The sequence below is a fragment of the Micrococcus flavus genome (assembly GCF_014204815.1).
Classification (GTDB): domain Bacteria; phylum Actinomycetota; class Actinomycetes; order Actinomycetales; family Micrococcaceae; genus Micrococcus; species Micrococcus flavus.
On the sequence record NZ_JACHMC010000001.1, the window covers coordinates 624,855 to 650,091 of the forward strand.

Annotated in this window: 27 protein-coding genes and 2 pseudogenes; 16 read left to right on the forward strand and 13 right to left on the reverse strand. The window is 73.9% G+C overall.

Annotation, left to right across the window (positions count from 1 at the left end; genetic code table 11):
* Positions 1-5: 5 nt before the first annotated feature.
* The 7 genes and pseudogenes from BJ976_RS12275 to BJ976_RS03060 all read right to left on the reverse strand — a co-directional run.
* Positions 6-351: pseudogene (locus BJ976_RS12275) on the reverse strand (DDE-type integrase/transposase/recombinase); the annotation flags it as partial.
* A 261-nt stretch (positions 352-612) separates the two neighbouring features.
* Entirely contained in the window at positions 613-894 is a 282-nt protein-coding gene (locus tag BJ976_RS03035; RefSeq protein WP_221419391.1) for a transposase, read from the reverse strand.
* Positions 895-1,116: 222 nt separating this feature from the next.
* Entirely contained in the window at positions 1,117-2,412 is a 1,296-nt protein-coding gene (locus BJ976_RS03040; RefSeq protein ID WP_135030634.1) for an acyl-CoA dehydrogenase family protein, read from the reverse strand.
* A 1-nt stretch (position 2,413) separates the two neighbouring features.
* Positions 2,414-3,781, reverse strand: coding sequence for an acyl-CoA dehydrogenase family protein (locus BJ976_RS03045; protein ID WP_135030635.1), 1,368 nt, complete (start codon positions 3,779-3,781; stop codon positions 2,414-2,416).
* A gap of 246 nt (positions 3,782-4,027) precedes the next feature.
* Complete coding sequence (locus BJ976_RS03050) at positions 4,028-4,795, reverse strand: Rv2133c family protein (RefSeq protein WP_135030636.1); 768 nt, start codon at positions 4,793-4,795, stop codon at positions 4,028-4,030.
* Positions 4,795-5,337 carry an Rv2134c family protein gene (locus BJ976_RS03055; RefSeq protein WP_135030637.1) on the reverse strand — a complete coding sequence of 181 codons (543 nt, stop codon included), beginning with the start codon at positions 5,335-5,337 and terminating at the stop codon, positions 4,795-4,797. Before BJ976_RS03055 ends, BJ976_RS03050 begins: the two co-directional genes overlap by 1 nt.
* Positions 5,334-6,074, reverse strand: a complete 741-nt coding sequence (locus tag BJ976_RS03060) for a histidine phosphatase family protein (RefSeq protein WP_135030638.1) — start codon at positions 6,072-6,074, stop codon at positions 5,334-5,336. The genes BJ976_RS03055 and BJ976_RS03060 overlap by 4 nt, the downstream gene beginning before the upstream one ends.
* A 42-nt stretch (positions 6,075-6,116) precedes the next feature.
* Between BJ976_RS03060 and BJ976_RS03065 the strand changes: the two genes are divergently transcribed.
* From BJ976_RS03065 to BJ976_RS03095, 7 genes and pseudogenes are all read left to right on the forward strand, one after another.
* Positions 6,117-6,425 (forward strand): nucleotidyltransferase family protein, encoded by a 309-nt coding sequence (locus BJ976_RS03065; RefSeq protein WP_229667400.1) that lies wholly within the window; start codon positions 6,117-6,119, stop codon positions 6,423-6,425.
* Between the two features lie 49 nt (positions 6,426-6,474).
* Positions 6,475-6,750, forward strand: coding sequence for a HepT-like ribonuclease domain-containing protein (locus BJ976_RS03070; protein ID WP_135030639.1), 276 nt, complete (start codon positions 6,475-6,477; stop codon positions 6,748-6,750).
* Between the two features lie 11 nt (positions 6,751-6,761).
* Positions 6,762-7,205: pseudogene (locus BJ976_RS03075) on the forward strand (mismatch-specific DNA-glycosylase); the annotation flags it as partial.
* A 198-nt stretch (positions 7,206-7,403) separates the two neighbouring features.
* Complete coding sequence (locus BJ976_RS03080) at positions 7,404-9,059, forward strand: ABC-F family ATP-binding cassette domain-containing protein (RefSeq protein ID WP_135030640.1); 1,656 nt, start codon at positions 7,404-7,406, stop codon at positions 9,057-9,059.
* Between the two features lie 114 nt (positions 9,060-9,173).
* Complete coding sequence (locus BJ976_RS03085; protein ID WP_135030641.1) at positions 9,174-9,857, forward strand: type 1 glutamine amidotransferase domain-containing protein; 684 nt, start codon at positions 9,174-9,176, stop codon at positions 9,855-9,857.
* A 41-nt stretch (positions 9,858-9,898) separates the two neighbouring features.
* Positions 9,899-10,909: an NADP-dependent oxidoreductase gene (locus BJ976_RS03090; protein WP_135030642.1), complete on the forward strand. Its 1,011-nt coding sequence runs from the start codon at positions 9,899-9,901 to the stop codon at positions 10,907-10,909.
* A 26-nt stretch (positions 10,910-10,935) separates the two neighbouring features.
* The gene (locus BJ976_RS03095; RefSeq protein WP_221419392.1) at positions 10,936-11,742 is read left to right on the forward strand and encodes an alpha/beta fold hydrolase; all 807 of its coding nucleotides are present in this window, start codon (positions 10,936-10,938) and stop codon (positions 11,740-11,742) included.
* 33 nt (positions 11,743-11,775) lie between these two features.
* Here BJ976_RS03095 and BJ976_RS03100 read toward each other — a convergent pair whose 3' ends face one another.
* Positions 11,776-12,267, reverse strand: coding sequence for a MarR family winged helix-turn-helix transcriptional regulator (locus BJ976_RS03100; protein WP_135030644.1), 492 nt, complete (start codon positions 12,265-12,267; stop codon positions 11,776-11,778).
* Between the two features lie 111 nt (positions 12,268-12,378).
* Here BJ976_RS03100 and BJ976_RS03105 point away from each other — a divergent pair, with 111 nt between their 5' ends.
* The 3 genes from BJ976_RS03105 to BJ976_RS03115 all read left to right on the forward strand — a co-directional run bounded on the left by BJ976_RS03105 (position 12,379) and on the right by BJ976_RS03115 (position 14,813).
* Complete coding sequence (locus BJ976_RS03105; RefSeq protein WP_135030645.1) at positions 12,379-12,798, forward strand: organic hydroperoxide resistance protein; 420 nt, start codon at positions 12,379-12,381, stop codon at positions 12,796-12,798.
* Entirely contained in the window at positions 12,798-13,223 is a 426-nt protein-coding gene (locus BJ976_RS03110) for a DoxX family protein (protein ID WP_135030646.1), read from the forward strand. The genes BJ976_RS03105 and BJ976_RS03110 overlap by 1 nt, the downstream gene beginning before the upstream one ends.
* A gap of 231 nt (positions 13,224-13,454) precedes the next feature.
* Positions 13,455-14,813 carry a saccharopine dehydrogenase family protein gene (locus BJ976_RS03115; protein WP_229667398.1) on the forward strand — a complete coding sequence of 453 codons (1,359 nt, stop codon included), beginning with the start codon at positions 13,455-13,457 and terminating at the stop codon, positions 14,811-14,813.
* 4 nt (positions 14,814-14,817) lie between these two features.
* On the opposite strand, the gene BJ976_RS03120 is transcribed toward BJ976_RS03115, so the two are convergent.
* Positions 14,818-15,627, reverse strand: a complete 810-nt coding sequence (locus BJ976_RS03120; protein WP_135030647.1) for a formate/nitrite transporter family protein — start codon at positions 15,625-15,627, stop codon at positions 14,818-14,820.
* A gap of 91 nt (positions 15,628-15,718) precedes the next feature.
* Here BJ976_RS03120 and BJ976_RS03125 point away from each other — a divergent pair, with 91 nt between their 5' ends.
* Complete coding sequence (locus BJ976_RS03125; protein ID WP_135030648.1) at positions 15,719-16,285, forward strand: mismatch-specific DNA-glycosylase; 567 nt, start codon at positions 15,719-15,721, stop codon at positions 16,283-16,285.
* A 15-nt stretch (positions 16,286-16,300) separates the two neighbouring features.
* On the opposite strand, the gene BJ976_RS03130 is transcribed toward BJ976_RS03125, so the two are convergent.
* The gene (locus BJ976_RS03130; RefSeq protein ID WP_135030649.1) at positions 16,301-16,774 is read right to left on the reverse strand and encodes an Lrp/AsnC family transcriptional regulator; all 474 of its coding nucleotides are present in this window, start codon (positions 16,772-16,774) and stop codon (positions 16,301-16,303) included.
* A 129-nt stretch (positions 16,775-16,903) separates the two neighbouring features.
* On the opposite strand from BJ976_RS03130, the gene BJ976_RS03135 reads away from it, so the two are divergent.
* The 4 genes from BJ976_RS03135 (at position 16,904) to BJ976_RS03150 (ending at position 23,066) form a co-directional block, all read left to right on the forward strand.
* Entirely contained in the window at positions 16,904-17,557 is a 654-nt protein-coding gene (locus tag BJ976_RS03135; RefSeq protein ID WP_135030650.1) for a hypothetical protein, read from the forward strand.
* Between the two features lie 73 nt (positions 17,558-17,630).
* Positions 17,631-18,620, forward strand: a complete 990-nt coding sequence (locus BJ976_RS03140) for a DUF4921 family protein (protein ID WP_135030651.1) — start codon at positions 17,631-17,633, stop codon at positions 18,618-18,620.
* A gap of 109 nt (positions 18,621-18,729) precedes the next feature.
* A complete protein-coding gene (locus tag BJ976_RS03145; RefSeq protein ID WP_239286759.1) occupies positions 18,730-21,342 on the forward strand; it encodes a multicopper oxidase domain-containing protein in 2,613 nt (870 codons plus the stop codon).
* A gap of 68 nt (positions 21,343-21,410) precedes the next feature.
* Positions 21,411-23,066: an ABC1 kinase family protein gene (locus BJ976_RS03150; RefSeq protein ID WP_135030653.1), complete on the forward strand. Its 1,656-nt coding sequence runs from the start codon at positions 21,411-21,413 to the stop codon at positions 23,064-23,066.
* Positions 23,067-23,078: 12 nt separating this feature from the next.
* Here BJ976_RS03150 and BJ976_RS03155 read toward each other — a convergent pair whose 3' ends face one another.
* Positions 23,079-23,600 (reverse strand): mycothiol transferase, encoded by a 522-nt coding sequence (locus BJ976_RS03155; RefSeq protein ID WP_135030654.1) that lies wholly within the window; start codon positions 23,598-23,600, stop codon positions 23,079-23,081.
* A 154-nt stretch (positions 23,601-23,754) separates the two neighbouring features.
* Here BJ976_RS03155 and BJ976_RS03160 point away from each other — a divergent pair, with 154 nt between their 5' ends.
* Positions 23,755-24,129 (forward strand): zinc ribbon domain-containing protein YjdM, encoded by a 375-nt coding sequence (locus BJ976_RS03160; protein WP_229667397.1) that lies wholly within the window; start codon positions 23,755-23,757, stop codon positions 24,127-24,129.
* Between the two features lie 9 nt (positions 24,130-24,138).
* Here the strand turns inward: BJ976_RS03160 and arfB are convergent, their stop codons facing one another.
* Both arfB and BJ976_RS03170 read right to left on the reverse strand, forming a co-directional pair.
* The gene (gene arfB, locus BJ976_RS03165) at positions 24,139-24,579 is read right to left on the reverse strand and encodes an alternative ribosome rescue aminoacyl-tRNA hydrolase ArfB (protein ID WP_135030678.1); all 441 of its coding nucleotides are present in this window, start codon (positions 24,577-24,579) and stop codon (positions 24,139-24,141) included.
* Positions 24,580-24,609: 30 nt separating this feature from the next.
* Positions 24,610-25,221, reverse strand: coding sequence for a DsbA family protein (locus tag BJ976_RS03170; RefSeq protein ID WP_167736960.1), 612 nt, complete (start codon positions 25,219-25,221; stop codon positions 24,610-24,612).
* Positions 25,222-25,237: the final 16 nt, after the last annotated feature.

Consider the following 25,237-nt stretch of genomic DNA (forward strand, 5'->3'; position numbering starts at 1 on the left):
CCACCCTGCGAGCCGCGGTCCGAGTGCACGATGCACCCGGCCACCGCATCGGTGCCTCCGCGGCGTGCCACGGCCTGCTCGAGGGCGTTCACGGCCAACGAGGCCTGCATACGCCCGGCCATGGAGTACCCCACGATCCGTCCGGCGTAGAGATCCTTGATCGCGCTTCAGGTAGAGCTTGCCCTCACTGGTGGGGTGCTCGGTGATGTCGGTCAGCCACAGCCGGTTCGGAGCTTCGGCAGAGAAGTCCCGGCGGACGTGGTCGTCGTGCACGGGTGGGCCTGGGCGGGTCCCGTTCTTGCCACGCTTGGCCCCGAACGCGCAGTGCCACCCGTTCTGGCGGCAGAGCCGCCAGGCAGTACGGGGGGCCATTCGCTCCCCGGCCGCCTCGGCATCGTCCCGCAGCAGCCGGTACCCGAACTCCGGATCGTTCAGGTGAGCGGCGTGCAGGGCGTTGGCCCGGTGGGCCTGCTCCACCTCAGAAACGGCGACGGGCTTCTCCCGCCAGCGGTAGTAGGGCTGGCGGGCGAGCTTGAGGACCCGCAAGGACACCGCGACCGGGATCTGGTCGGTGGCGAGCTCGGACACGAGCGGGTACATCATTTTTTCGGCTTACTTCGCCTGGGAGAGGTAGGCCGCGGCGCGGCGTAGGACTTCGTTCTCCTGCTCGAGGAGCCGGATCCTGCGGCGGGCTGCGCGGAGTTCTTCGGCCTCGGCCTTGGTGGTGCCTGGGATGTTGCCTGCTTCGATCTCGGCCTGGCGAATCCAGTTCGTCAGGCAGGACTCGGAGATGCCGAAGTCCTTCGCGATGTCTTTCAGATGGGTGCCGGGCTCACGGTTCTGCGCGACCCGGACGACATCATCGCGGAACTCTTTGGGGTAGGGGGCGGGCATGGTGCACATCCTTCCCTGTGGTGTGGGAACACCACAGATCGTATGTCACCTGTACGTGCGTCAGTCCCAAGCTTCTTGCCGAGCTTCGGCCACTCGTCGAGGATGACATTTCGGTCAACAGAGGGGCCTGGGGAAGCCGCGATACAGTCCGGTGTCTTCGGCGACTGTCTGCCTCGGCGCGGCACCGGGCCTCGGTGACCCGGTGCCACGCCGCCCTGCGTCTCAGCCGCCCAGGCGGTAGTGACGCTCGAGCGGGGTGCCGTTGACGGCCCGGTCGCCGAGCAGTCGGGCGCGGTAGATCAGCGGGTTGTGGCTGGCGAGCACCCGCGCATTGCGCCAATGCCGGTCCAGCCCACGCGTGCGCAGCGTCGCGGAGGCCCCGCCCACCTCGAACAGGCGGGTCGCCGCGTCGAGGGCGGCCCGTGCGATCACCTGCTGGGCGGCGTAGACGGCGGTGTACACCGCGTCCACCTCGGCCTCGGCCAGGGGCGCGCCCGCCGCCTCGGCCCGCAGCGCCCGATCCAGGGGCCCGACGACGGCGTCGAGCGCCGCCTGCGCCCCGAACGCGGCGGCCTCCAGCTCGCCCACCACCTGCAGCACCTGCGGATCGTCACCGGGCCGCCGGGCTGCCCCGTGGGAGAAGCCGCGCGTGCGTCCGGCCACATAGGCCGCCGCGTCGCGCACGACGGCGCGGGCGATGCCCGTCAGGCCCACCAGGTGGACGAACTGGAAGATCGCCTGCGAGGCGAAGATCGACGAACCGTCGTCCAAGGACTGGCCCACCGGCGTGAGCTCCTCCGGATCCACCACCACGTCCGTGAACTCCGTGGTCCCCGAGGCGGACAGCCGCTGACCGAATCCGTCCCAGTCGTCGTGCAGGGTCACCCCGGGGGCGTCCGAGCGCACGGTCGCCGCGCGCTCGGCGCCGTCCTCGTCCTCGACGACGACGATCGTCCAGTCCGCGTACAGCGTCCCGGTGGAATAGGCCTTGCGACCGTTGACCACCGCCGAGCCGTCCGGACGCGTCGTCAGGCGGGTCTCGTAGTGGCCGGTGCGGTTGCCGATCTCCGTGGTCGCGTTCGCGACCGTCTCGCCCGTGGCGAAGCGGTGCAGCCACCGCTCGCGGCGCGGCCCGGCCGGCGAACCGAGCACCGTCTCCACGTTCACCACGTGCACCCGCAGGGCCTGCAGCACGTTCGAGTCGGCCTCGGCGAGCTCCACGTACAGGCGCGCGGCCTCCGGGAACGTCAGGCCGGCCCCGCCCGCGTCCTCGGGCACGCGCAGCCCCGGGAAGCCGGCGGCGGCGAGGCGGTCCGTGGCCTCGCGATCGGTCACGCGTTCACGGTCCCGCTCGGCGGCGGTCTCGGCGAGCCAGGCGAACACGGGAGCCAGCCGTGCGCGGGCGGCGAGGAACTGGGGCCGGTCGGCCGGGTGCGCGGTGGTCGGCACCCCCGGGTCGGTGGTGCCGACGTCTGCGGGACGGGAGATCGTGTCGGTGCGGTCGGTGGTCGTCGTCATCTCACTGCTCCTTCGGGGCGGCGGGGGTCGAGGGGGACGGGGAGGCACTGTCGCGGGACGGATCGGCGCCGGCGGACGATGCGGTCTCGACCGCGTCCGCGCTGTGCGGGGCGGGGGTGCCGTGCAGCAGGCACTCCCCGATCTGGCGGCGGCGGTGCGGCAGGGGCGTGTGACTGGCCAGCACCCGGGCGTTGCGCCAGTGGCGGTCCAGTCCCGGGCCCGCGACGACGGCCGACGCCCCGGCGGTCTCGAACAGATCGGAGGTCAGGCGCAGCGTCAGGTCGGCCGCCACGGAGGACGCCGAGGCCGCGGCGACCCAGGCCTCCGTGTGGGCGGCCTCGAAGGCCTCCGCGGCGCCGTCGTCCGGGGACTCGCCCTCGGCCGCGCCGAGCGCGGGCGCCGCGCCGGCCGCGGCGGTGTACGCCGCCTCGAGGGCGGGGACCGCGCCGAGGACCACGGAGCGCAGCGCGCGGACCTGCGCGGCGGCGGCCCCGAGCTGGTGCTGCAGGACCGGGTCGTGGGCGGGGCTGGCGCTCGCGGCGTGCTGGTAGGAGCGGGAGCGGCGGCGGAGGATCTCGGCGAATTCGTCGAGCGCGCGCTGGGCGATGCCCGCCTGGGTGGCCGCGAGGATGAGCCACAGGAACGGGTAGCCGGGGGCGGCGGCGGGGCGCTCCAGGTCGAGGCGACGCCAGGCGGGGGCGGGCGCGTCGGTGTAGACGGTGGTGCCGGACGCCGTGCCGCGCTGGCCGATGCCGTCCCAGTCGTTGCGGGCCTCGACGCCCGGCCCGGTCACCTCGACGACGAGGGGCTGCAGCGCCCCGGCGTCGTCGTGGGCGGCGACCAGGGTCCAGTCCGCCAGCAGAGTGCCGGTGGAGTACTGCTTCGTGCCGGTCAGCAAGAACGCCGCCGGGTCGCGCGGGTCCCGGCGGGCCGTGACGCCCGGCAGGCCGGTCGCGGCCGGCGGGTCCACGAGTGCGTTGGCGAAGACCTTCCCGGCGGCCACCTCATCCAACCACCAGTCGGTCAGACGCGGGTGGACGTCGCGTGCGACCTGCTCCGTGAACATGAAGTGCCCGTGGAGGGCCTGGGGGAGGTTCGCGTCGGCCGCGGCGAGGTCCACGAGCAGGTCGAGGAGCTGCGTGAGGGTCGCGCCGGAGCCGCCGCGCTCCCGCGGCAGCCGGAGGGCGGTGAAGCCGGTCTCGGCGAGCAGGCGCACGGCCGCATGGGGCGCGACGGCCGTGTCCCGCCGCCTGGCCTCGTTCTCGGCGATCCGGGCGAAGACGGGGGCGAAGCGGGCTCGGAGTTCTGCGGTGTCGGGGGCGTCGGTGGCCGAGGCCGGCGCGGGACGGTCGAGGACGGGAATGGTCATGGGCGGTCCTTCCGTGTGCAGGTGAGCTGACCGTAGGCGTCCGCGCCGCGCTCGTCCCAGCCCGCCGTCGGGTGACGTCACGTGCCCGCCCCCACCATCGGGCGGCGGCATCGGCACCGCCGGCATGACGGGCACCGGCGGCAGGTCCGTCACAGCGGGTCACCCGGGCCCCGCCGGACCCGGAGGATCCGCCCGCCGGGACTTCCGACGCCACCGTCCAGGACAGAGCCGGCGAACGGCCGGTGCTCAGAACAGCGGCCAGGGCACCGCCGGCGTCAGCCCGCTCGGGGCAGGGAAGATCCCGTCGTCGAGCAACTGGGCACAGCGTTCGGCCAGGGCGTCGACTTCCTCGACACTGAGCAGCTCCGCCAGCCCCCGCCCCAGCTCACCGTCAAGCCCGTCGAGGACCCGGCCGACGCCGTCGCGCTCGTCCTCGCTCAGCTCCTCGCCGAGCCAGCCCCACAGCACGGTCCGCAGCTTGTCCGCCACATGGAACGTGAGCCCGTGGTCCACGCCGTGGCGGTGCCCGCCGGGCATGGTGAGGATGTGGGCGCCCTTGCGGTCGGCGTTGTTGACGATCAGGTCGAACACTGCCATGCGCCGCAGTGCCGGGGTGTCCTCATGGGCCAGGACGAGCCTCCGCCCCGCCTGGTCCTCGCCCTCCAGCACGGTCCGCCAACCGGCCGCGGGCACCTGGTCCGCCGGGAACAGGTCCACGGCGTCCTGGTCCGGATCCTGCTCCTGCCAGAGCTGCACCATGCCCTCGCCGAACGGGCCGTCACGCAGCCACGTGCGCGGCACGATGTCCCACCCCAGCGCCTCGGACACCAGGTGCGCGGCCACCTCGCGGCGGGCCAGGGTGCCGGCGGGGAAGTCCCAGAGCGGCGCCTCGCCCGCCACCGGCTTGTAGACCACCACCGTGTCCCCGATGCTGCTCAGGAACGTGGCGTTGGACGCCGTCGTGATGCGGCCGGTGAGCGTCAGCTCCCCGCCCACCAGGTCGTCGGCGCTCATCAGGCCTCGGGGAGGCCGCAGACGTGGCCGTCCGGGTCCATGGGGTGGCCGCAGTCCGAGCACATCGGACGCCCGGCGTCCACGACCTCCCGGGTGCGCCGGGTGAACGCGCGGGCGGCGCCCACCGGCATCCGCACCAGCACCGCCTCGGACTCCTGCTGGAGGAGCTGGTCGAACTCGTCCTCGACGAGAGGATGCACCTCCACGACCACCTGCGCCGTGCTGGGGTCCCAGCCGAGGCCGATGGCCCCGACCCGGAACCGCTCCTGCACGGGCTCCAACGGGTCGTTGTCCACGAGCTCGACGGGCGTACTGTCCGGGACGCTGTGGGGATTGCCGTCCAGGGCCATGAGCTCGTCGAGGATCTCGTCGATCTTCTCCGCCATGATGGCGGACTGCTCCTTCTCCAGGGCAACGCTCATCAGCCGCGACCCGGCTCGCACCTGCAGGTAGAACGTCCGGGCACCGGGGCGGCCGATCGTCCCGATGACCACTCGGTCCGGCCAGTCGAACTCATGGACATGGGCAGGCGCGTCACTCATGCGTCGATCCTAGGCGCCTGCCGGTCGCCGGCGTGGGTGCCCGCCGTCGTCGTCGGTGCGCCCGCCCCGCCGCCCACCGCGGCGTCGTCGGCCGGGGCGAGCGTCGCGAGCCAGGACAGGTCCCCGGCGTCGGTGTTGATGGCCAGGACGCGCGGCCGGCTGGGGCCGTAGCTCACGATGGACACGGAGGCGGGCCCCACCTCGAGCCGCTGGAACAGGTCCAGGTGCATGCCGAGCGCGTCGGCCAGGATCGACTTGATGACGTCCCCGTGGCTCACCGCCACCCACACCGCGCCCGGCCCGTGCTCGGCCTCGACCGCGGCGTCGTGCCGGCGGATCGCCGCCACCGCCCGGGCCTGCATCCCCGCCATGGACTCGCCGCCCGGGAAGACGACGGCGGACGGCTGGCTCTGCACCGTCGCCCATAGGGGCTCGGTGGCCAGGTCGCTGAGCTTCCGGCCCTGCCACTGGCCGTAGTCGCACTCGGTGAGATCGGCGTCGACCAGCGAGGGCGGCGCCGCCGGCTGGCGCTCGAGGATCGCGTGCGCGGTCTGCGCGCACCGCTCGAGGGGGCTGGCCACCACCGCGGCCACGGGCACGGCCGCGATCCGGTCCGCGGTGCGGGCCGCCTGGTCCCGGCCGTGGTCGTCCAGGCTGACCCCGGGGGTGCGGCCCGCCAGCAGTCCGGTCGCATTGGCCGTGGTGCGGCCGTGCCGCACGAGAAGTACCGTCGCCATCACTCCAGCCTAACGAAGGGGCTCCCCTGCCATACTTGTCCCATGACCATCACGCTGATGTTCGACCGTGCGGCCATCGCCCGCGCGGCACGGCAGCACGGTGTCGCTCGGCTGCAGGTCTTCGGCTCTGCTGCCGCGGGTGCGTTGCGGCCAAGCAGTGACGTCGACTTCCTCGTGGACTTCCTGCCCGGTCGGGCGGATGCCTTCGACGACTACACCGGACTGCAGCAGGAGCTCAGTCGGATCGTGAGTCGACCGGTGGACCTCGTGGTGCGCCGCGCCATCCGTAACCCCTACTTCCGGGCGAGCGCAGAGGAGCACGCGGAGGACGTCTATGTCCGGCAGGGGTGACGCCCACCTGTGGGACGCGCGGGAAGCCTGTTACTCGTCAGTCACTTTCATGGGCACACTGATCGAGGAAGAGTTCGCCGCCAGTGCACTGCACCGCTCTGCCGTAGAGCGTCAGCTGGAGATCCTGGGGGAGGCCCTGAACCGACTGCGGCGAGATGCGCCGGACCTCGCCCAGTGCATCGACGGCGTGGACCAGGCCGTAGGGATGAGGAACATTCTCGCTCACGAGTACGGCGTCGTGGACCATGCCATCGTGTGGTCGGTGGTGACCCGTCGGCTGCGACCCATGGCCGAGCAGCTGGATGCACAGCTCAGCGGCCAGTGAACCCTTACCCCATGCGCTTCACCCAGGCCGAGCTCCAGCAGTTCCGCGACCGCGCCGTCCCGGACCTGCTCCCGGACCCGTTGCGTCTCCTCTTCATCGGCATCAACCCGGGCCTGTGGACCACCGCCACCGGGGCCCACTTCGCCCGGCCCGGCAACCGGTACTACCCGGCGCTGCACCGGGCGGGGCTGATCTCCCACGTCTTCGACGCCTCCGCCGGCTACCAGCCCGAGGACCTCGCCGAGCTCCACGAGCGCGGCATCGGCGTCTCCAACCTCGTCCCGCGGGCCACCGCCCGCGCTGACGAGCTCACCCGGGAGGAGCTCGCCGCCGCCCCGGCCCGGCTGGACGCGCTGGTCGCCGCGCACGCCCCGACCGTCGTCGCCGTGCTGGGCGTGACCGCCTACCGCCAGGCGTTCGCGCAGCCCAAGGCGAAGCTGGGGGAGCAGGATTCGCCATGGCCGGGCACGCGGCTCTTCGTGGCGCCGAATCCGAGGGGCTCAATGCGCACGCGACCCTGGACTCGCTCGCCGAGGACTACCGGGCCATCGGGGAAGCGGCCGGGATCGTCCGCTGACCACCAGGCGTCAGCGCCTGTGTGGCAGGGTGGCTTCAGCCCCGCCCGGGGACGCACCGCCACAGAGGAGACGTCCATGACCGCCACCCTCGTCGCCTCCGCACTCGCCGGCGGCCATGGCCACCGCACGCTCTTCGACTCCCTCGACCTCACGGTCGCGCCGGGGGACGTCGTCGGCGTGGTGGGGGCCAACGGGGTGGGCAAGTCGACCCTGCTGCGCATCCTGGGCGGCGGCCTCGCCCCGCAGGCCGGCACGGTCAGCCTGGCCCCGGCGGACGCGTTCGTGGGCTGGCTGCCGCAGGAGCACGAGCGCGTGCCGGGGGAGACGGTGGCCGGGTACATCGCCCGCCGCACCGGCTGCGCCGCCGCGCAGGCGGAGATGGACGAGGCGGCCGAAGCCCTCGCGGATCCGGACGTCACCGACGCCGCCGCGGACCGCTACAACGCCGCCCTCACCCGCTGGCTCGCCTCCGGCGCCGCGGACCTGGACGAGCGCGTCCCCCAGGTCCTCGCCGACCTCGGCCTGGACATGGACGGCGACGCCGCCCAGCGCACCCTCATGACGTCGCTGTCCGGCGGGCAGGCGGCCCGCGTCGGCCTCGCGGCGCTGCTGCTGTCCCGCTTCGACGTCGTGCTTCTGGACGAGCCCACCAACGACCTCGACCTGGACGGCCTCGAACGCCTGGAGGCCTTCGTGCAGGAGCTGCGCGGCGGCGTCGTGCTGGTGAGCCACGACCGCGAGTTCCTGGCCCGCTGCGTCACCCGCGTCCTGGAGCTCGACCTCGCCCAGCGCACCAACCGCGTCTACGGCGGCGGCTACGAGGCCTACCTCGAGGAGCGGGCCACCCTGCGCCGCCAGGCCCGGGAGAAGTACGAAGAGTTCGCCGAGCAGAAGCAGGACCTCGTCTCCCGCGCCCGCACCCAGCGGGAGTGGTCCAGCCAGGGCGTGCGCAACGCGATGAAGAAGTCCCCGGACAACGACAAGCTGCGCCGCAAGGCCAACAGTGAGTTGAGCGAGAAGCAGGCCCAGAAGGTCCGGCAGATGGAGAGCCGCATCGCGCGCCTGGAGGAGGTGGAGGAGCCGCGCAAGGAATGGAGGCTGGAGTTCACCATCGGTGCGGCGCCGCGCTCCAGCTCCGTGGTCGCCACCCTCAACGACGCCGTGTTCCGGCAGGGCGGCTTCACGCTCGGCCCGGTGTCCCTCCAGGTGAACGCGGGGGAGCGGATCGGCATCACCGGGCCCAACGGGGCCGGCAAGTCAACCCTGCTGCGCGGGCTGCTCGGCCGCCAGGCCCCGGACGAGGGCATGGCCGCCCTGAGGTCCAGCGTGCAGATCGGGGAGATCGACCAGGCGCGCTCGCTGCTGGTCGGGACCGTCCCGCTCGCCGCGGTCTTCGAGGCGCTCGTGCCCGAGATGGCCTCCGGGGAGGTGCGCACCCTGCTGGCCAAGTTCGGCCTCAGGGCCGACCACGTGAACCGCCCCGTGGACGAGCTCTCGCCCGGCGAGCGCACCCGCGCCGGGCTGGCCCTGCTGCAGGCCCGCGGCGTGAACGTGCTCGTCCTGGACGAGCCCACCAACCACCTGGACCTGGAGGCCATCGAGCAGCTGGAGCAGGCCCTGGAGACCTACGACGGCGCACTGCTGCTGGTCACCCACGATCGACGCATGCTGGACACCGTCCGTACCGACCGCCGCTGGCAGGTCCAGGACGGGCGGGTGACGGAGCGCTGATGTCCCGGGCACGGCGGCCGCGGCGTGAGGCTGGTGGGCACCGTCACCCTTGCCCGAGATTCGGTTGTGTACGACCATGAGAGTTCCGTCCCCACCAACGAAAGGGCCCCAGACATGTCCCGCATCCTGATGATCCTCACCTCGCACGACCAGCTGGGCGACACCGGCCGCAAGACCGGGTTCTGGCTCGAGGAGTTCGCCTCGCCCTACTACGTCTTCACGGACGCCGGCCATGAGGTCACCCTCGCCTCGCCCCGCGGCGGCCAGCCGCCCATCGACCCGACGAGCTCGAAGCCGGAGATGCAGACCGAGGCCACTCGCCGGTTCGACCAGGACGAGGAGGCCAAGGCCGCCCTGGCCCATACCACGCCCCTGGCCCAGGTGGACGTGGACGGGTTCGACGCCGTCTTCTACCCGGGCGGTCACGGCCCGCTGTGGGACCTGGTGTCCGACGCCGACTCCACGCGGATCATCCTCGACAGTGACGCGGCCGGGCGCCCGCTCGGCCTCGTCTGCCACGCGCCCGGGATCCTGCACCCGATCACCGCCGCCGACGGCACCCCGTTCGTGCGCGGCCGTCAGGTCGCCGGCTTCACCAACGGCGAGGAGGACGCCGCCCAGCTGACGGACGTCGTCCCGTTCCTCGTCGAGGACTCGCTGATCGCCGCCGGCGCGGACTACCGCAAGGGCCCGGACGGGGAGAGCTTCGTGGTCACGGACGGCACCCTGGTGACCGGCCAGAACCCGGCCTCCTCCGCCGACACTGCCCGCCGCCTCCTGGACCTGCTCGCGCGCTGACTCTCCGCCGAGCCCGCCGTCCCGACCCCGAGGAGACCACGATGAGCACCCCCACCCGCACGCGCGAGATCCACCTCGCCTCCCGCCCCCACGGCGCCCCGACGCCGGAGAACTTCCGTCTCACGGAGGTCGAGCTCCCCGAGCTCGCCGAGGGCCAGGTCCTCGTGCGCAACACCGTGATGTCCGTGGACCCGTACATGCGCGGCCGCATGAACGACGTCGAGTCCTACGTGCCCCCGTTCCAGCTCGACGCCCCCCTCGACGGCGGCGCGGTGGGCACCGTGATCGCCTCGCGCCACGCGGACGTGCCGGAGGGCACGTCCGTGCTCCACGGCCTCGGCTGGCGCGAGCACGCCGTCCTCGACGGCGGCGCCGTCCAGGCCGTGGACACCTCCCAGTTCTCGGACAGCACCTACCTGGGCGTGCTGGGCATGACGGGTCTGACCGCCTACACCGGCCTCGTGCATGTGGCCGAGATGCAGGAGGGCGACGCCGTGTTCATCTCGGGCGCCGCGGGGGCCGTCGGCTCGGTCGCCGGCCAGATCGCCCGCCTGCTGGGCGCCTCGCGCGTGATCGGCTCGGCGGGCACGCCCGAGAAGGTGGCGCGGGTGAAGGAGCTGGGCTTCGACGCCGCGTTCGACTACCACGACGGCTCGCCCACCGATCTGCTGGCCGAGGCGGCGCCGGAGGGCATCGACGTCTACTTCGACAACGTGGGCGGCGACCACCTCGAGGCCGCCATCGCCGCCATGCGGGTCGACGGCCGCGTGGCGATGTGCGGCGCGATCGCCCAGTACAACTCGACGGAGCCGCCGGCCGCCCCGCGCAACCTCGCCCTGGCGATCGGCAAGCGACTGACCCTGCGCGGCTTCGTCCTGCAGAAGTACGCGTCGCAGGTCCGCCCCGAGTTCCTGGAGCGCGTGGGCCCGTGGGTCGCCGCCGGGACGATCCAGTGGGATGAGACCGTTCGGGAGGGTCTGGAGAACGCACCCCAGGCGTTCATCGACCTGCTCGAGGGCGCCAACACGGGGAAGATGCTCGTCCGGCTGTGACGAGCGACGGCGCACTCGGGGGCGGCATGGACACCTTCCGGCATCAGGGCCTGACCTTCGACGTCCGCGACGGCGGGCCGGCCGAGGGGGAGGTGGTCCTGCTGCTGCACGGCTTCCCGCAGGACGCCACGTCCTGGAGGCACGTCGAGCCGCTGCTGCACGCCGCGGGGCTGCGCACCCTCGCCCCGGATCAGCGCGGCTACTCCCCGGGGGCCGCTCCGCGGGCGACGGCGGCCTACCGCCTCCCGGCGCTCGTGGGGGACGCCGTCGCACTGGCGGACGCGGCGGGGGCGCGGCGCGTCCACATCGTCGGCCATGACTGGGGCGGCGCCGTCGCCTGGGCGCTGGCCACCGCCCACCCCGAGCGCGTCGCGTCCCTGACGGTCCTGTCCACGCCGCACCCGGCCGCCCTGGCCCGCGCCCTGCGCGGCCCGGACCAGCTGCGCCGCAGCTGGTACATCGCCGCCTTCCAGGCACCGGCCCTCCCCGAACGGATCCTCGCGCGACGGCTGGGCTCCCTGCTGCAGCGGGGGCAGGTCCCCGGGGCGGAGCACTACGCCCGCCGGTTCTCCACCCCGCAGAGCCTGCGCGGCCCGGTGAACTGGTATCGGGCGAACCCGGATCTGGTGACCACCACGCGCAACGCGCCCGTGTCGGTCCCCACCACGTATGTGTGGGGCACTCGGGATGCGGCCCTGGGGCCGCGGGCCGCCGAGCTCACGGCGGGGCAGGTGGCGGGGGAGTACCGGTTCGTGGCGCTCGACGCGGACCACTGGCTGCCTGAGCGCGAGGCGGACGCCGTCGCCCGGGCGATCCTGGACCGGGTGCGCTGACCCGCGCTCGGCGCGCGCGCCGCTCCCGCCGGCTCAGCGCGGCCCGACGGCCTCGGTGATCCGGTTCAGCAGATCCATGAGGACCTGGCGCTCGGTGGCGTCGAGGGGGATCCGGGTGAGGGCGTCCGCCGGGACCGTCCGGGCGGACGCCCGCAGCGCCCGTCCCTCGTCCGTCAGCCGCACCAGCACGCGCCGCTCGTCATGGAGGTCGCGCTCCCGCGTGACGAGCCCCATGCCGGCGAGGCGCCGCACCAGGGGTGTGATCGTCCCGTTGTCCATGCCGAGCCGGTCCCGCAGCGCGCCGACCCCCAGTGCGCCGGCGGCGTCCGACGTCGACGCCTCCGTCTCAGCCGAGGCGTCACTCTCCACCTGCCACAGGGTGAGCATCACGAGGTACTGCGGGTAGGTGAGGCCGAGGCGGGAGAGCAGGGGGCTGTAGCCGCGCGTGACGGCGCGCGTCGCCCGGTGCAGGGCGAAGCAGAGCTGGTCCTCGAGGGCGAGGCTGGGGGTCGGCGCGGCATCCATGGAAGCGATTCTAGTGGTCGCTGGGGAGCGACTTGGTTGCGCGCGACCTAACCGGGTGGCAGGCTGGAGCCGACTCGTCCCGCACGGGGCGGGCGGATGAAAGGACCTCCCATGGAGACCATCTACACCGCCGAGGCACTCAGCACCGGCGCCGGCCGCGACGGCCATGTCCGCACCACCGACGGGCGGGTCGACCTCGACCTCGCCGTGCCCACCGAGATGGGCGGCTCCGGCCAGGGCACCAACCCCGAGCAGCTGTTCGCCGCCGGCTACGCCGCGTGCTTCCACTCGGCCCTGCAGATGGTCGCCCGCGCCTCCCGTACCGACATCACCGACTCCTCCGTCGGCGCGCGCGTGGGCATCGGCCGCCAGGGTGAGGGCTTCGGCCTGGAGGTCACCCTCGAGGTCGTGCTGCCCCACGTCCCCGCGGACCAGGCCCGCGCCCTCATGGAGCAGGCGCATCAGGTGTGCCCCTATTCGAACGCCACCCGGGGCAACATCGACGTCGTCCTCGAGCTCGGGGAGGCGTGATGACGAAGCGCCGGCAGCCCGTCCCGCTCTCGCAGACCGCCGCCCGCCTCGGCCTCGGCGGATTCATGACTGCCGCGGGGATGTCCCACCTCACCGTGGCGCGCCGTGAGTTCCGCGCCCAGGTGCCCTCGTGGGTCCCGCTCCCGGCGGACCTCGTGGTGCTCGGATCCGGCGTGGCCGAGATCGGCCTCGGGGCCGCTCTGCTGGCGCTCCCCGGGCAGCGCCGCCTGACCGGCACCGCCCTGGCGGCCTTCTACACGGCGATCTACCCCGGGAACATCGGGCAGTACGCCGAGCGCAAGGACGGCTTCGGGCTGGACACGGACGGCCGCCGGCTGGCGCGGCTGTTCGGCCAGCCCGCCCTCATCGCGGCCGCCCTGTGGGCCGCGGGTATCCCTGAGCGGGAGCAGGGCGGGCGCCGCTGAGGTCGGCGTCCTCCGCCCGCCAGGTGCACCGGCAGGGCCCGGGTGAACGCCTCGTGGTGCTGGAACACCCCGCCGTGGCCGGAGTCCGGGACGGTGCCGGTCGTGCCGCTCACGCCCTCGAGCTCGAGGGCGACCACGCGGCACTGCTGCGCGAGGGCGTCCACGACTGCTCCCTCCCGTCCGCTCGCGGGCCCTCCCACGGGGCGTCGACCAGCGGCTACCGTCGGACCCATGACCGGTCCGCGCCCCCAGCACCCCATGCCCACCGATCCACCCCGGGAGGAGCGCGAGTTCGATCTCGTCCTGGTCGGCGCCACCGGCTTCGTCGGGCGGCTGACGGCCGCCCATCTTGCCCGGAGCGCCCCGGCAGGACTCCGCATCGCGCTCGCGGGCCGCAATGAGTCCAGGCTCGCCGACGTCCGCCGAACCCTGCCGGACGCGGCCGCGGACTGGCCGCTCGTCGTCGTCGACACCCTGGATGAGGTGGCGGTGCGCCGCCTGGCGCGGCGCACGCGCGCCGTCGTCACCACCGTGGGTCCCTACGCCGAATACGGCCGGCACCTGCTGGGCGCGTGCGCGGCCGCGGGCACGCACTACGCCGATCTCACGGGCGAGGTCCTGTTCGTGCGGGACATGATCGACCGCCACCACGCGATGGCGCAGGACACCGGGGCGCGGATCGTCACCTCCTGCGGGTTCGACTCCGTGCCCTCCGACCTGGGCGTGTTCCTGACCGCCCAGCGCGCCGCAGAGGACGGCGAGGGCACCCTCGAGGAGACCGTCCTGCACGTGCGCTCCATGCGGGGCGGGATGAGCGGCGGCACCGTGGACTCGATGCGCCGCCAGTTCGCCGAGATGGGTCAGGACAGGGAGCGGGCGGCCATCGTGGCGGACCCCTTCGGCCTCTCCCCGGACCGGGACGCCGAGCCGGACCGTCACGACGCCGGCCGACCCGCCTCGGGCGCCGCCGCGCCCACGGCGCAGGCCGCTGCGGGCCCGCTCGGCCGCCTGCGCCGCCTGGCGTCCGCCTCGCCCGTCCGCCGGGATGCCACGTCCGGCACCTGGCACGCCCCGTTCTTCATGGCCGGGTACAACACGCGCATCGTGCGCCGCAGCAACGCCCTGACCGACTGGTCCTACGGCCGCGGCCTCCGGTACCGCGAGGTCTCGGACACCGGCTCCGGCGCGCGCGGTGCACTCACCGCCGCCGCGCTGACCGCCGCGCTCGCGGGCGTCGCCGGGGGCATGCGGTTCGCGCCCACCCGGGCCCTCCTGGACCGCCGCCTGCCCAAGCCCGGCGAGGGCCCGTCCGAGGAGTCCATGGCCCGTGGCCGGTTCGTCATGGAGGTCGAGGCGACCACCACCACCGGCGCCCGCTACGTCACCCGCGTGGCCGCGGACAAGGACCCGGGCTACACGGGCACCGCGGTGATGCTGGGGGAGTCGGCGCTCGCCCTCGCCATGGAGGACGACGCTCTGCCGGACCGCGCCGGCGTCCTCACCCCCGCCACGGGGCTGGACCAGGCGCTGGTCGAGCGCCTGCGCGCCCACGGGTTCACCCTCACGACGGAACGCCGCGACGCCGGGTGAGCGGTCAGCGGGGCTCGTCGCCGCCGTCGTCGTCCGCCTCGATGGAGCGCACGACGCGCGGGGCCGTGATCAGCAGCAGCCCGCCCAGCATGTTCAGGGGGATGACCCACCACACCCAGCCCAGCCAGTCCAGGTAGGTGATGCCCTCGGCGCCGGACTGGATGGCGCCGAAGATGAGGATCGAGTCCATCACCGAGTGGAACAGCGAGCCGCCCGCCAGGACGACGGCGCCCGCCACCGAGGCGGCGATCGTGGCGCCGTCGCTGTCCGTCCCGGCCTGCATGCGGGTCATCAGCGTGATGGCCGTGCCCGCCAGGACCGCCAGCGCCGCCCCCTGCCAGCTGAACCCGATGTCCAGGAAATGGCGCGCCGACGTCGCCATGGTCTCGTGGAGCTTGGGGAAGGCCACCGTGACCAGCCCGATGGTCACCCACCCGCCCACCAGGTTGGTCAGCAGCGTCATGGACCACAGTCGCACGAGCTCCAGCATCGTGCCCCGGCCGGTGGTCACGGCCTTGATGGGGTAATAGAAGCCCTCGGTGAAGAGCTCCGAGTGCGCCAGGAAGAGCGCCACGAAGCCGATGGAGAAGGCCAGGCCGGCCAGCAGGTGGCTGTCCGTCTCGTGGAGGGTGAGCAGGTAGGCCAGCAGGCCGATGGTGATCTCCACGCCGCCGAGGAACCCGGTGGCCAGGAGCACGGGCCAGGAGCGGTGCAGGCGCTCCTCACCCTCCTGGACGGCCTCGTGGTGTGCCTTCTCGATGGGCTCTTCGACGTCCGTGTCCTGCCGGCCGTGGTCCGCGTGCTGCTCGCTCATCGGCCGATCATCCCACGCCGGCACTGCATGGGCCGGACGGCTGGGGCTGTAGACCCGATCTCGTGTCTCCGAAGCCATATAGCCTCCACCCATGGGTTACACGCAGGCGGAACTCCAGGCGTACCGGGACGCGACCGTCCCCGACCTCCTGCCGGACCCGCTGCGGCTGCTGTTCATCGGCATCAACCCGAGCCTGTGGTCCGCCGCCACCGGGGCGCACTTCGGCCGCCCCGGCAACCGCTTCTACCCGGCCCTGCACCGCGCCGGCCTGACCCGGCACCTCCTGGACGCCTCCGCGGGGTACCGGCCGCAGGACCACGCAGAACTCCACGAGCGCGGCATCGGGATCTCCAACCTCGTCCCGCGGGCCACCGCCCGGGCGGACGAGCTGACCCGTCAGGAGCTCAAGGCCGCCCCCGCGCGCCTGGACGCGATCGTGGCGGAGCACGCGCCCGCCGTCGTCGCGGTGCTGGGGGTGGGTCCCTACCGGCTGGCCACCGGCCAGCGCCGGGCGCAGGTCGGCGAGCAGGAGTCGCCATGGCCGGGCACCCGGCTGTTCGTGGCGCACAACCCCAGCGGCCTCAACGCGCACGCCACCGTGGACTCGCTGGGGGAGCAGTACCGCGAGATCGGACGGGCCGCGGGGATCGTCGACTGAGGGCGTGGGGCGCGGTCAGCGACGCCGACGCTCGCGCGGAGTGGGCAGCGGCTGGTTGTCCACGATGGTGCGCATGACGATGGTCGAGGTGACCTGCCCGACGCCCGGCAGCGCCGCGATCCGCTGATCCCGCAGGTCGGCGAAGTCCTCGATGTCCCGGGCGACGACGCGCAGCAGGTAGTCCGGGTCGCCGAACAGCCGCTCCGCGTGGCGCATCTCGGGGATCTGTGCCAGGGCCCGCTCGAACTCCGCCAGGGTGGCCGTGTCCTCGAGGTTCATGGTCACGTGCACGAGCGCCTCGAATCCCAGGCCGAGCGCCGCCGGGTCCACGTCCGCCCGGTAGCCGCGGATGGCGCCGGAGCGCTCGAGCTCCCGCACCCGCCGGCTCGTGGGGGCGCTCGTGAGGTTCACGCGCTCGGCGAGGTCGTTGATGCTGATGCGTCCCTCCCGCTGCAGGTGGGTCAGGATCTGGCGGTCGGTGGCGTCCATGCGCACCATTCTTGCGCGTTCTGTCCGGATGCCGCATGGAAGACGCGTCACGGGGCCGTCCGGGCCACGAGAACGACGGCGACCTGCGCACCCTCTGGGGGAGGGTTGCCGGGACCGACAAGGAGTCCCATGCCTCTCACCGCGCTCGTTCCCCTGCTCCCGCTGCTCGCGGGGGCCTTCGCCGTCCCGCAGTACCTGCCCCAGCTGCTGCGGGTGCGCCGCCTCGGCGCCGCGGCCGGCGTCTCCTGGTCCTGGGCTGCCCTCGCGGCCGTGAACAACCTGGCGTGGGCCGTCTACTTCGTGTGGTCCGGTGTGCCCTCCGGGCTGGTGGCCGTGCTCAGCTGCGCGCTCGTGGCGGGCCTGCTCACGCACGCCCTCACCCGCCTGGGCGGGGGCGTCGACCCTCGAGTCGTGGCCGGTGTGGCCGCGTGGGTGGTGGTCATGGCGCTCGCGGGCCTGCTGGGTGGACGCCTCGGGCTCGGCGCGGCCATGAACGTGGCGCTGATCGTCCAGGTGGCGCCCTCCGTGGTCACCGCGTGGCGCTCACGGGACGTCTCCGGCATCTCCGTGGGCACGTGGCTGCTGGTGATGGGCGAGCTGACCTGTTTCGGCCTCTTCGGCCTGGCCACGGGGGACCGCACCCTGCTGCTCCTGGGCGTGGTGGGGGACGCGGCCGGGCTGCTCATGCTCGCCCGCGTGGCGTGGGAGCGCGTGCGGCAGGAGCGGCCGACAGCGCATCCGGTGACGGCCCCGGTCCCCGTGACGGCCGGCATCCCGGGCTGATCGGCGCCGCGCGTCGGCGGTCCGGGGCGTTCCGGGGCCCGCCCCGAGCCGCAGCCACTGGACCCCGCCGACCATGGCCGAGTTCCGGCGGATCCCGAACCTCTTCGAGATCCTCAGCTGGGACTACTGGCGCCTGAACCACGGTGTGGAGCTCCCGGCTGACGCGCGGGCCCACCGGGACGCGTACCTCGCCTCGCCAGCGGGCCGGACGCACGTGCTCGCCGTCGTCGGGACGAAGTTGCGCGCGGCCGGCCGGAGCGCCGCCGAGGTGGAGGCGATGCCGGAGGAGCACCACCAGTTCCTCCGCTTCACCGCGGACGCGGCGCGGGAGCTGTACGCCGCCCACCCCGCCGTCGCGTACGTCTCCGTCTTCCAGAACTGGCTCAAGCCCGCCGGCGCGTCCTTCGACCACCTGCACAAGCAGCTCGTGGCCATCGACGAGCGCGGCGCCCAGAACGAGGCCGCCCTCGCCCGGCTGGCGGCGGAGCCGAACGTGTTCAACGACGTCGCCGTCAACGCGGCGCTCGATGCGGGCCTGGTGATCGCGGCCAACGACCATGCCGTGATGTTCGCCGGCTTCGGCCACCGCTACCCGACCGTGGAGGTGTGGTCCCGCAGCGCCGTCTCGGACCCGTGGGCCCTGCCGGAGGCCGAGCTGCGCGGCATGTCCGACCTGCTCCACGCCGCGCACGCCGCGACCGGGGCCGATGTGCCGTGCAACGAGGAGTGGCATACCCGCCCGGCCGGGCATGCTCCGGTACGCGGACTGACGGGTCGGCCCGCCCCGCCCGCTCCACGTGCCCCGCTCGCCTCCGTGAACGAGCCGCCACTTTCGGTCCCTTCCCGACGCCGGAGACGACGAAAAGTGGCGGCTCGTCCGAGGGGGGGGTGGTGCGGGTGGGGGACTCGTCGTGGTCGCCGGGTTCGGACGCCCCCGAACCATTCTGGTATGAGAAATGCGAGTATGATGACGGACATGGATCTCCCGCTCATCCCGGCGTACGGCCACTCCGTGGCGCAGGTCTCCGAGGCCGGGCGCCTCGAGTCCACGCGCACGGCCTGATCCTGTCGTGACCGACCCCAGCCCTGCCCCGCACCCGCCCGTCGGCGGCGCACCGGGAGGCCGCCCGCCCGGCCGTCCCCGCCGCAGCCCCCTGCGCGATTACACCGTCGTGCTGTGGTTCGTGGCCGCCGCCGTCGTCTCCCTGGTCCACCGCTGGGTGCCGGAGTCCACGTGGTTCATGGTCCACCTGGTGGTCCTCGGCGCGCTCACGCACTCGATGCTCGTGTGGAGCCGCCACTTCTCCCGCGCCCTGCTGAAGACCCGCCACGACGGGCGGGACGACCGCCGCCAGAACGCCCGCCTGCTCACGCTGCTGGTCGGCTCCGTCGCCGTGTTCGTCGGCGTCCCCACCTCCACCTGGCCGCTCGTCGTGGCGGGCGGGGCCGTCGTCGCGGCGGCGGTGCTCTGGCACGGCGCGAGCCTGCTGGCCCAGCTGCGCCGCGCCCTGCCCGGCCGGTTCCGCGGGACCATCCGCTACTACCTCGCCGCCGCGGCGTGGCTGCCCGTGGGCGTGACCTTCGGCGTGCTGCTGGCCCGGGGGCTGGGGGAGCAGTGGCACGCCCGCCTCCTCGTGGCGCACACGCTGACCATGCTCCTGGGCTGGGTGGGCCTGACGGTCGTCGGCACGCTCGTGACGTTCTGGCCCACGGTCCTGCGTGCCCGCATGGACGACCGCGCCGAGGGCGCCGCTGCCCGGGTGTTCGTGCCGCTGAACGTGGCCGTCGCCGTGATCGCGGCCGCCGCGCTCGCGGGCTGGACCGCCGTGGCCGTGACCGCGCTGGCGGTCTACCTCGTCCTGGTGCTGTGGTGGGGCCGCACCCTGCTCGCGCCGCTGCGCGCCAAGCCGCCGCGCGAGTTCGCGCCCGCCTCGATCGGCGCGGCCCTGGTCTGGTTCGTGGTCGCCGCCGCCCTGACGGGCTGGCTCGTGCTGACCTCCGACGACGGCTCGATCGCCCGGAACTACCCGGGCCTGGCCGTCTTCTGGGTGGGCGGATTCGTCCTCCAGCTGCTCACGGGCGCCCTGAGCTACCTGCTGCCCGCGGCCATCGGCGGCGGGCCCCGCGTCGTCCGCGCCTCGGCCCGCTGGTTCGACCGCTTCGCCGCGCTGCGCCTCACCGTGATCAACGGCGGCCTGCTGCTGTGGCTGCTGCCGCTGCCCAGCTGGGCGCGCGTGGTCCTCTCCTCCACGGTGATGCTCGCGTTCCTCGCGTTCGTCCTGCTCATGGTCCGGGGCATCCGCGCCGCCGTCGCCGAGCGCCGGCGGGCCGCGGCGGGGGAGCCGGCCGCCGCGTTCGAGCGGCCCCGCGCCCTCACCCGCGCGGGGCTCACGTCCGGCATCGCCGTGCTGGCGGTGGCGACCGCGCTCGGCCTCGCCGTCGCGCAGACGCTGGGCGCGTCCGGCGCCGCGGAGACGGGGACGAGCTCCGCCGTCGCCGCGACGGGCGAGACCGTGGAGGTGACCGTCCAGGCGAAGGACATGCGGTTCCTCCCGGACACCATCCACGCCGACGCCGGGGACCGCGTGGTCGTGACCGTGGAGAACGCGGACCCGGAGATGGTCCACGACCTCACCATCGCGGGCCAGACCACCCCGCGCCTGGACCCCGGTCAGTCCGCCGTGCTCGACCTCGGCGTGGTCGGCGCGTCCACGCAGGGGTGGTGCAGCATCGTCGGCCACCGGCAGCAGGGGATGGTGCTCGACCTCGTCGTCGCGGGCGCGGAGGGCGACGACGCCGGCCACGGCGCCCACCACGCGGCGGACGACCCGGCCGCGGACCCCGCCGCCGCGCGGACCGCCTACGACCCGCAGACCCCGCTCACCCGCACGGTGGACGCGACCGCGCCGGAGACCCCCGCGGAGGTCGACCACCGATTCACCATCACCACCCGCGACGAGGACGTGGAGGTCGCCCCGGGCGTGTGGCAGACGCGCTGGCCGTTCGAGGGCGGTCCCGACGGCGCCCCCGACCCCGGCGGCAGCCTCGGCCCCACGATCCGCGGCAAGGTGGGCGACACCTTCGAGGTGACGTTCGTGAACGAGGGCACGATGGCCCACTCGATCGACTTCCATGCCTCAGAGGTGGCCCCGGACGAGGCCATGCGCAGCATCGCCCCGGGCGAGCGCCTCGTCTACCGGTTCACGGCGAACCGCTCCGGGGCGTGGCTGTACCACTGCGGCACCATGCCCATGACCGCGCACATCGCCGCCGGCATGCACGGCGCGGTGATCATCGACCCGCCGGACCTCGAGCCCGTGGACCGCGAGTACGTGCTCGTGCAGTCCGAGGTCTATGTGCAGCCCGGCACAGGAGAGTCGGCCGACGCCGCCGCGCCCGTGGACGCCGCCGGCGCCCAGACCTGGGACCCGGACATGGTGGTGTGGAACGGGATCGCGGACCAATACGCGCAACGTCCGCTGACCGCGCGCACCGGCGAGCGCGTGCGCTTCTGGGTGGTGGCGGCCGGCCCGAACCAGGGCACGAGCTTCCACATCGTGGGCGCGCAGTTCGACACGGTCTACGCCGAGGGTGCCTACCGCCTCCGGCGGGGCCGGGACGCCTTCGGCACCGAGAACGGCGGGGCACAGGCGCTCGACGTCGCCGTCGCGCAGGGCGGCTTCGTCGAGACCGTGTTCGCCGAGCCGGGGCACTACGTGATGGTGGACCACGCCATGGTCAACGCCGAGCGCGGTGCCCGGGGGATCGTGGCCGTCACGGACTGAGCGTTCCCTGCGCACCCCCCGCGGGCCCGCGCGCGTGGTGCCGGCCCGCGGTCGGTAGCGTGGGGCCCATGGCCCTCCACCTGCAGCGGTACCGCGAGATCGCCCATGTCATGGCACGGAACGGCCTCATGGCCACGGCGGTGCAGGCGGGGCTGGGCCGCTGGCTGTCCCCCGAGGAGCGGGCGGTGCACCGCGGGATCGACGCCGGGGCGCGCCCCGAGCTCGTGGTCCGCACGTTCGAGGAGCTCGGCACCACCTTCGTCAAGCTCGGGCAGCTGATCTCCTCCCGGCCGGACCTGTTCCCGGAGTCCTACATCGCGGCGTTCGCCCGCCTGACGGACAACACCGCCGCCGTCCCGTTCGAGGCTGTGGCCCGCACGATCGAGGAGGACTTCGGCGCCGGCGTCGACGAGCTGTTCACCGAGTTCGACCGCCGCCCGCTGGCCACCGCCTCCGTGGGCCAGGTGCACGCGGCGCGGCTGCGGGACGGCCGCGACGTCGTCGTCAAGGTGCGCAAGCCCGGCGTGGTGGAGAAGGTGACCGCGGACCTGGAGATCCTGCGCACCCTCACCGGCAGGCTGACCCGCGCCTCGCACACCCTGGCCGACATGGACGTGCCGGCCATGGTGGACGAGTTCGACCGGTCGCTGCGCGCCGAGCTGGACTTCGTCGTGGAGGCCCGGGCGTGCGAGGAGATCGCCGCCGGCTTCACCGACACCCCCGGCGTGCGGTTCCCGTGGATCGACTGGGAGCTGACCACCTCCCGCGTGCTCACCATGCAGCGGCTGGCCGGGATGCGCGTGGACGACCTGCCCGCCCTGGACGCCGCCGGGATCGACCGCGAGGACCTCGCCTACCGCGCCGCCGACGTGCTGCTGCGCATGGTGTTCGAGCAGGGCGTGTTCCACGCGGACCCCCACGCCGGCAACCTGTTCATCGAGCCGGACGGGACCATCGGGTTCATCGACTTCGGCTCCGTGGGCCGCATCACCCCGGCCGTGCGGGACCGCTTCGGCGGGCTGGCCATGTCCCTGGCCCAGCAGGACGTGGACGGACTCGTGCGGGCGCTGCTGGAGATCGCCCCGCCGCGCCGGGCCGTGGACCGCCGCGTGCTCCGCTCCGAGGTCGCCCGGATCGTCATGCGCCTGGACGGGCGCGACCTGCAGGACATCCGCGTGCCGCAGCTGGTCTCCGAGATCTTCGCGATCGTCCGCCGGCACCGGCTGTCCATGCCGCCGGAGCTCGTGCAGCTGTTCCGCATGCTGATCATCGTGGACGGCCTCGGGCGCCGCCTGCACCCGGGCTTCGACTACACGCGGGTGCTGGACCCGTTCGTGCTGCGCCTGGTGGGGGAGCAGCTGGACCCCCGGAGGATCGCGGGCCGGTTCGGCCGCGCCACCCTCACCGCCGCCGAGCTGGGCCTGGACCTGCCCCGCTACCTGCGCACGCTCATGGAGCGCGTCGAGGACGGCGGGGTGGACATCAACGTGCGGACCAGCGAGCTGGAGCCCCTCGTCACGCGCGTCGAGCGCACCGGCGACCGCGTGGTGGCCGCCATGGTGGTGGCCGCCATGATCACGGGCGGCACCAACGTGCTCGTGGCCTACAAGGACCGGCTCGGCCCGTTCGCCGCGCCCGTGGTCGCCGCCGGCGGCGCCGCCCTCACCACCGGCAGCGCCTACCTGGCGTGGATCAGCCGGCCGCGGCGTCGGCCGCGCCGTTGAACAGCACCGGGCTCACACCCCGTAGGACCAGCCGTCCACCAGCCCGCGGGCGTAGGCGGCCTGGCCGAGGTGGATCGCGGCGTCGTCGATGATGCTCACGAGCCGCACCCCGCGGGTCACCGGGGGCGTGTAGGACGGGTCGACGACGTCGTCCAGCTCGTCGTCCGAGAGCGTGGCCACGTACGCTACGAGGGCCGCGACGCACGCCTCGAGGTGCGCGCCGAGCGCGGCGACGTCGGTGACGCGCAGCGCCCGGACGGCGTCGACGTCGTCCCCGAAGCCGAAGTCGTTCGACTCCCGGTCCACCCCGAGGCGCGCCGCCCAGTCTCCGGCGGCCCACACGGTCCGCTCGCCGCTGAGCGCGGAGGTCTGCACGTCCATCTGCCGGGCCGCGTGCCACAGCAGCCAGGCGATCGAGTTCGCGCGGTCCCCGGGCAGGGTGTGGGCGGCCTCGGGGGTGAGCCCGTCCAGCACGGGGCGGGCCAGGTCCAGGGGACGGCGGGCGGCGTCGGTCAGCAGAGCGCGGGTGTCCATGCCCCCATGCTCGCGCGCCGGCCGGGGGTCGGGCCAGCCCCCTTGCGGGGCGGGCACTAGGCTGGCCGGGTCCGCGGCGCCCGCACGTCCCCACGACGCCGGCCCGCGTCCGCCGTCCGGTGCCGCCGCCCCCACCCCGTCAGGAGTTCCCGCCGTGACCGACCAGCCCACCGCCGACGCCCTCCCGCTCTGCCCCGCGTGCGGTGAGGACTTCACGTACGAGTCCGGCGCCCTGCTGACCTGCCCGATGTGCGGACACGAGTGGTCCCCATCCGCTGACGGGGACGCCGCCGACGAGGCGGGCGCGGTCGCCGAGGTGCGCGACGCCGTCGGGAACGCGCTCGAGGACGGGTGTGACGTGACGATCGCCAAGGACCTCAAGGTGAAGGGTGGGGCCACCATCAAGTCCGGCACCAAGGTGCGTGGCATCCGCCTGCTGGAGTCGCCCGTGGACGGGCACGACATCAGCGCGAAGGTCCCCGGCCAGGGGCAGATGTACCTCAAGTCCTCCGTGGTGAAGCGGGCCTGATCGGAGCGCTCAGTCCCTGCCCGGGCGACGTCGGGCCTGCTTGACCTCGGACCGCTGCCGTTTGGCCTGCAGCCGTCGCCGCTGGGAGCCGCGGGTGGGCTTCGTCGCCCGCCGGGGGACCTCCGGCGTGAGCGCCTCCCGCAGCAGCGCGGCCAGACGCTCGCGGGCGGCCACCCGGTTGCGGCGCTGGGCGCGGTGCTCGGCGGCGTCCACCTGCAGCACGGTTCCCGCCAGGCGCGGGGCGAGGACGGCCAGGGCGCGGGCCCGCTGGGTGTCGGTGAGCGCCGTCGTCGTGCCGAGGTCCAGGCTCAGCTGGACCCGGGAATCGGCGGTGTTGACGCCCTGGCCGCCGGGGCCGGAGGCGTGGGAGAACCGCTCGGCGAGCTCGGCGGCGGGGACCGTCAGGCCGCGCGGCGCGCCGGGCCCGGGCGGGACACGCAGATCGCCCAGGTCAGCCATCCCGGCCGTCCTGCCGCCCGCTCATCCCGCGCCTCCCCCGTCCGCACCCGCCAGCAGGTCCGCGATCACCGCGCGGATCGAGGCCAGGTGGGGGATGACCGGACCCACGGTGACCCCGCCGGACGAGAGGGCCAGGCCGGGCGTGCCGGTCACCCCGGCGGCGCGGGCGTCCTCCGTGGCGGAGATCAGGGCCGGCTGGTGGTCGCCGGCCATGTCCTGGGCCCAGCGGTGCAGGTCCAGGCCGTCCACCTGCTGGGCCACGAGGGCCAGGTGCCGCGGGGTCACGTAGCCGGAGTTCTCCTCGCGCTGGGTCAGGAGGAACACCTGGACGAACTCCCAGAGCCGATCCTGCGCAGCGGCGGCCGCAGTGGCCGCGTGCTGGAGCACGAACACGTCCGGGTTCTCCGTGGTGGTGGCCAGGGGCCGGAACCGCACCGCCAGGGTCCCGGCGCGGACCTCCTCGGCCAGCAGGTCCTTGAGTGCGGTGAGGGCGAAGGCCTTCGAGGAGGGGCACTGCAGGTCGGCCCAGAAGGTCAGCGTGACGGGGGCGTCGGCGTCGCCGATCCGCTCCCCGTGCTGGTCCAGGCCGGCGGCGGTGGCGTCCAGATGGTCGGTGATCTCCTGCAGGGCCATGGGCCCCATTGTGCCC